This window comes from Pseudomonas sp. Sample_24, from assembly GCF_004307605.1.
Lineage (GTDB): Bacteria > Pseudomonadota > Gammaproteobacteria > Pseudomonadales > Pseudomonadaceae > Aquipseudomonas.
In genome coordinates, this window is the sequence record NZ_RCNW01000343.1 from 1 (window position 1) to 5740 (window position 5740).

The following is a 5740-nucleotide window of genomic DNA, read 5'->3' on the forward strand; positions in this document are numbered from 1 at the left end:
ATCAAAGCGTCGTTGGCTTCCTCCTCAACGTGATCCCGTCCACCATCGTCGGCGCATTCGCCACGGGCGACATCCTGCAAGTCTTGATGTTCTCGGTGATCTTCGGTTTCGCCCTGCATCGCCTGGGCGCCTACGGCCGGCCGATCCTGGACTTCATCGATCGCTTCGCCCACGTCATGTTCAACATCATCAACATGATCATGAAGCTCGCGCCAATCGGTGCCTTCGGTGCCATGGCGTTCACCATCGGTGCCTATGGTGTCGGCTCGCTGGTGCAACTGGGCCAGTTGATGGCGTGCTTCTACATCACTTGCCTGCTGTTCATCCTGATCGTGCTGGGTGGTATTGCTCGCATGCACGGTTTCAGCGTTCTGAAAATGATCCGCTACATCCGTGAAGAACTGCTGATCGTACTGGGTACTTCCTCTTCGGAATCGGTACTGCCACGCATGCTGATCAAGATGGAGCGTCTGGGCGCGCAGAAATCCGTGGTAGGCCTGGTGATCCCGACCGGTTACTCGTTCAACCTCGACGGTACGGCGATCTACCTGACCATGGCGGCCGTGTTCATTGCCCAGGCCACTGACACCCCCATGGACCTCACGCACCAGATCACCCTGCTGGTGGTATTGCTGCTGTCCTCCAAAGGTGCTGCCGGTGTGACCGGTTCGGGCTTCATCGTACTGGCAGCCACGCTGTCCGCTGTCGGCCACTTGCCGGTTGCCGGCCTGGCGCTGATCCTCGGCATCGACCGCTTCATGTCCGAAGCCCGTGCCCTGACCAACCTGATTGGTAACGCCGTGGCGACCATCGTGGTGGCCAAGTGGGTCAAGGAACTGGACACCGACGTACTGCAATCCGAGCTGGCTTCTGGCGGTCGCGGCATTGCCGACGAGCCTAAAGACGACGTTCTGGGCCACGCCGACGAGGTCGCCCCGGCTAACGCCAAATAAACCTGCTGCAATGAAAAACCCGCTTCGGCGGGTTTTTTTCTGCCTGCGACCTGAGCGCAACGGTCAGCGTCACTGGCACATAAGGTTATTGCCCCTGAGCGTCCGGCTGCCTAGTCTGGGGGCATCATTCAGGGAGAACATCCATGCTCGGTCCACTGGCATCACTCAAGGTTCTGGATTTCTCGACATTGCTGCCGGGGCCGTTCGCCTCGTTGTTACTGGCGGACATGGGCGCGCATGTGCTGCGCATCGAATCGCCGAGCCGCATGGACCTGCTGCGCGTGCTGCCACCCCATGACCAGGGCGTGTCAGCCAGCCACGCCTATCTCAATCGCAATAAACGCAGCCTGGCGCTGGACCTCAAGCAGCCTGAGGCGCTGGAGGTCATCAAGCAGCTTCTTGAGGACTACGACATTGTGCTGGAGCAGTTTCGCCCCGGTGTCATGGAACGTTTGGGGCTGGGCTATGAAGCCCTGAAGGCCATCAATCCCAAACTCATTTATGTGTCGATCACCGGTTACGGCCAGACCGGCCCTTACCGGGAACGTGCCGGCCATGACCTCAATTACCTGGCGCTGGCCGGGCTGGCCAGCTACACCGGCCGTGCCGACAGCGGGCCGCTGCCCTTGGGGCCGCAAGTGGCGGATGTCGCCGGCGGTTCGTTGCACGGGGTAATCGGATTGCTCGCCGCGGTGATCGCCCGCCAGCAAACCGGGCAGGGGCAACACCTGGATGTGAGCATGACCGACTGCGCCTTCAGCCTTAATGCCATGGCGGGCGCCGGGTACCTGGCCTGCGGTGTCGAGCCGGGCCGGGAAGACCAGATGCTCAATGGCGGTAGCTTTTACGACTATTACCGCTCGCGGGATGGCCGCTGGTTGTCGGTGGGCAGCCTCGAACCGGCGTTCATGAAGCAGTTATGTGTGGCGCTTGGGCTGGAGGAGCTGGCGAACCTCGGCCTGTCCCCGCAACCGTCGCAGCAGAAGAAACTCAAGGACGCGCTGACAGTGGAGTTCGAGAAACATGACTTCGCCGAGTTGTGTGCATTGTTTGCGGAACTGGATGCGTGCGTGGAGCCGGTTTTGAGCGTCGGGGAAGCGCTGCGTCATCCGCAGTTGCAGGCACGGGATTTGGTCACGCAAGTGCCGAGGGGCGATGGTTCGAGCCAGGCGCAGATGGCGTGTCCGTTGAAGTTTTCAGAAGGATTGCCGGCGCCCCGGCACATTGGCGCGGCGTTGGGCGAGCATACGGATCAGGTGTTGGGGGAGTTGGGATTTAGTGTTGAGCGGATTGAAGAGCTGCGGCGGGCCAAGGTGATTCTCTAGTGCCTGTGCCGGCCTCATCGCCAGCAGGGCTGGCTCCCACACTGGATGTGCGTCGCACCGTAAATCCCCTGTAGGAGCCAGCCCTGCTGGCGATGAGGATGGTACAGCCAGCAGAAAGATCCGCCTATTCGACCCGCATTTCCCCACTGAACACCAAGGTGTTGCGACACCGCCGACACAAATACCGCCGCCCCTGGCGCACCAGGCCATGGCGCTGGGCCGAGAACGGGAAATCGCTGTCGGCGCACGGGCACTTGTAGATGTAGCGGGTGACGCTGCGGCGCTTGACGTCGTAGGTGTGGCAACGATTGGGCGGCAGTTCGTACACGCCGCGCATAATCAATTGCCACTCTTCGCCATGGGGCTGAATGCGGTCGCCGAACAGTTGATGAGCGATCAGGTGAGCAACTTCGTGGGCCACTGTCTGCTTGAGGAAGTCCTCGGTGTTTTCCCGGTACAACTGCAGGTTGAAACGCAGCAGGTTCTCGTGCAAATGCGCGACACCGGCTTTTTGCCCGCGCAGCTTGAGGCTCACCACGGGGCGTTTGAAAGGTCGTTTGAAAAAGGATTCGGCTTGTTGGAAACAGTCTTCGACGCGGGTATTGAGTTGCTCGGGCATGCTTGATGGATCTCCAGAGACGTTGAGTATGCCGCAACCCTCGGGCCTTGCGAATCGTTTGAGCGCCGAATGGTCGTTGCGTTTCTTCTGGCAGGAGGCATCAAAAGGCCGCCTTGCGGCGGCCTGTGTCGGCAGATCTGATTTTTGGAGGGTGTGTTGCTAATTCGTATAGACCGGCCCCACGCCGAGTCCCCAGACAATGACAGTGAACGCCATGATAGCCACCAGCACGACCAGGCCTACGGCGAGCACCGAACTGGAAAACAGAAAGCCCTCGTCAGTTGGAATGTTCATGAACGTCGGTAGCCCGACATACAACAGATAGACCGTGTAGCAGATCGCCGCAGTGCCGACGATCATCCCCAGCCACATATGCGGGTACAGCGCCGCCAAGCCGCCGATGAACAGCGGCGTCGCGGTGTAGGTCGCGAAGGCCACGCAGCGTGCCAGGCTGGGATTGGCGTCATAGGTGCGGGCCATCCAGTGAATGAACGCGCCCATGACCGCTACGCCACCGAGCATCGCCAGGTACGACATGATCGTCATCCAGAGCGCACTTTCCATCGTCAACATCACTGGCGGCCGGTTACCGATCACCCAGCCGACCTGCGTAGTGCCGATAAACGCCGACACAGCAGGGATGGCCGCCAGAATCAGGGTGTGGGTCAGGTACATGTGGCTGATGCTTTCCTCCTGGTCGCCACGGATTTCTTTCCATTCTTGGTCAGGGTGGGTGAAGAGCCCCACTACGTGATGGATCATGCCAGTCACTCCTCTTTTATACCGTCGCCCCCCAGTGGAGCGCCTACGGGCCAATACGGCCAAGTAAGTAAAAGGTCTGGAATACGAATGCGACCTTATGTCGCAGTATAGGAAGGAGTTAACCGCACAAGGAGAGGGGGCTTAGAGCAAATTGCGCTGTAAAGCCTGCGCTTAATCGCAGTTGCATCTGTAGAACGGCAGGCGATCCGTCAGGACGCTTCGCCCGGGATAGGTTTTTGCGTAAAATGCCCGCCTTTCGTCACACCTCACGGATTTCGCGTCATGGGCACTCTTACGGTCAACCAGAACAAACTGCAAAAGCGCCTTCGCCGCCAGGCCGGTGAGGCTGTTGCCGATTTCAACATGATTGAAGACGGCGACAAGGTCATGGTCTGCCTGTCCGGCGGCAAGGACAGCTACACCATGCTCGATGTGCTGATGCACTTGCAGAAGGTCGCGCCGATCAAGTTCGAGATCGTGGCCGTGAACATGGACCAGAAACAACCGGGTTTCCCTGAGCACGTGCTGCCGGCTTACCTCAAAGAGCTGGGAATCGAGTATCACATCGTCGAAAAAGACACTTACTCGGTGGTCAAGGAACTGATTCCCGAAGGGAAAACCACTTGCTCGCTGTGCTCGCGCCTGCGTCGCGGCACGCTGTACACGTTCGCTGACGAGATCGGCGCGACCAAAATGGCCTTGGGTCATCACCGCGACGACATCGTCGAGACGTTCTTCCTCAACATGTTCTTCAACGGTTCGCTCAAGGCCATGCCACCCAAGTTGCGCGCCGATGACGGACGCAACGTGGTGATCCGCCCGTTGGCCTACTGCAACGAAAAGGACATCCAGGCTTATTCGGACTTCAAGCAGTTCCCGATCATCCCGTGCAACCTCTGCGGTTCCCAGGAAAACCTGCAACGTCAGGTGGTCAAGGAAATGCTCCAGGACTGGGAGCGCAAGACCCCAGGCCGTACCGAGAGCATTTTCCGCAGCTTGCAGAACGTGATCCCGTCGCAACTGGCGGACCGCAACCTGTTCGACTTCACCAGCCTCAAGATCGACGAAACGGCGGCTTCGCGCTTCGTCAACGTGGTTAACCTTTAATCACCTTGATGTGGGAGCCAGCCTGCTGGCGATAGCGGTGGGTCAGACAAATCATTGTCGGCTGACACTCCCTCATCGCCAGCAGGCTGGCTCCCACATGGGTTTATTCATCTAATCCTCAGGAGAGGGCATGCGCGACTACAAGTGGCTGAATGAATTCTGCCTGAACCGTTTTGGTTCGGCGGCTGAACTGGAAGCCCATCTGCCCGTTCCCAAGACCCCGGCGCAATTGCGCAAGATCAGCGATGACCGCTACCTCTCGACCATGGCATTGCGCGTATTCCGTGCCGGGCTCAAGCACAGCCTGGTGGACGCCAAGTGGCCGGCCTTCGAAGAAGTGTTCTTCAAGTTCGACCCGGAAAAAGTCGTGCTGATGAGCGCCGAGCATCTGGAACGCCTGATGCAGGACGCGCGGATTATCCGCCACCTGGGCAAATTGAAGAGTGTGCCGCGCAATGCGCAGTTCGTGCTGGACGTCGCCATTGAGAAGGGCAGTTTCGGTGCGATGATCGCCGATTGGCCGGTGACTGATATCGTCGGCTTGTGGACGATGCTGAAAAAGCGCGGCCATCAATTGGGCGGCCTGTCTGCGCCGCGTTTCCTGCGCATGGTCGGCAAGGATACCTTTGTGCCGAGTTACGATGTGGTCGCGGCGTTGAACGCACAGAACATCATCGACAAGGTGCCAACCAGCCTGCGCGACCTGGCGCTGGTGCAGGATGTGTTCAACCAATGGCATGAAGAAAGCGGCGGACGGCCGATGAGTCAGATTTCGATGATGCTGGCCTACACCGTCAATCATTGAGACCGAGTCGGTCGAGCGCGACCCCGGCCTATCGCTGGCAAGCCAGCTCCCACAGTGATTGGAGTTGTCTACACATTTTGTGTTCAAACCCAATACCTGTGGGAGTTGCCCACAGAATTTGTGTTCAAACCCAATACCTGTGGGAGTTGCTCACAGAATTTGTGTTCAA

General features: G+C 59.0%; 6 protein-coding genes. 4 read left to right on the forward strand and 2 right to left on the reverse strand.

Going from position 1 to position 5740, the window contains the following annotated elements; translation table 11 throughout:
• Together dctA and D8V06_RS19040 are read left to right on the forward strand one after the other, a co-directional pair.
• The coding region (gene dctA, locus D8V06_RS19035; protein ID WP_130931537.1) for a C4-dicarboxylate transporter DctA at positions 1-953 on the forward strand (953 nt) is incomplete at its 5' end.
• 143 nt (positions 954-1096) lie between these two features.
• On the forward strand, positions 1097-2278 hold the full coding sequence (locus tag D8V06_RS19040; RefSeq protein WP_130931538.1) for a CaiB/BaiF CoA-transferase family protein: 1182 nt from the start codon (positions 1097-1099) through the stop codon (positions 2276-2278).
• 124 nt (positions 2279-2402) lie between these two features.
• Here the strand turns inward: D8V06_RS19040 and D8V06_RS19045 are convergent, their stop codons facing one another.
• Positions 2403-2897 (reverse strand): SprT family zinc-dependent metalloprotease, encoded by a 495-nt coding sequence (locus D8V06_RS19045; RefSeq protein ID WP_056853137.1) that lies wholly within the window; start codon positions 2895-2897, stop codon positions 2403-2405.
• A 159-nt stretch (positions 2898-3056) separates the two neighbouring features.
• Positions 3057-3659, reverse strand: coding sequence for a Yip1 family protein (locus tag D8V06_RS19050; protein ID WP_056853136.1), 603 nt, complete (start codon positions 3657-3659; stop codon positions 3057-3059).
• A 282-nt stretch (positions 3660-3941) separates the two neighbouring features.
• On the opposite strand from D8V06_RS19050, the gene ttcA reads away from it, so the two are divergent.
• Positions 3942-4766, forward strand: coding sequence for a tRNA 2-thiocytidine(32) synthetase TtcA (ttcA, locus tag D8V06_RS19055; RefSeq protein ID WP_056853135.1), 825 nt, complete (start codon positions 3942-3944; stop codon positions 4764-4766).
• A 130-nt stretch (positions 4767-4896) separates the two neighbouring features.
• Positions 4897-5571 (forward strand): DNA-3-methyladenine glycosylase I, encoded by a 675-nt coding sequence (locus tag D8V06_RS19060; protein WP_130906342.1) that lies wholly within the window; start codon positions 4897-4899, stop codon positions 5569-5571.
• Positions 5572-5740 lie beyond the last annotated feature (169 nt).

Bases quoted from the DNA above. Each gene is read 5' to 3' on its own strand.
- D8V06_RS19040 (WP_130931538.1), top strand. From the start codon at position 1,097: ATGCTCGGTCCACTGGCATCACTCAAGGTTCTGGATTTCTCGACATTG.
- D8V06_RS19045 (WP_056853137.1), bottom strand. From the start codon at position 2,897: ATGCCCGAGCAACTCAATACCCGCGTCGAAGACTGTTTCCAACAAGCC.
- D8V06_RS19050 (WP_056853136.1), bottom strand. From the start codon at position 3,659: ATGATCCATCACGTAGTGGGGCTCTTCACCCACCCTGACCAAGAATGG.
- ttcA (WP_056853135.1), top strand. From the start codon at position 3,942: ATGGGCACTCTTACGGTCAACCAGAACAAACTGCAAAAGCGCCTTCGC.
- D8V06_RS19060 (WP_130906342.1), top strand. From the start codon at position 4,897: ATGCGCGACTACAAGTGGCTGAATGAATTCTGCCTGAACCGTTTTGGT.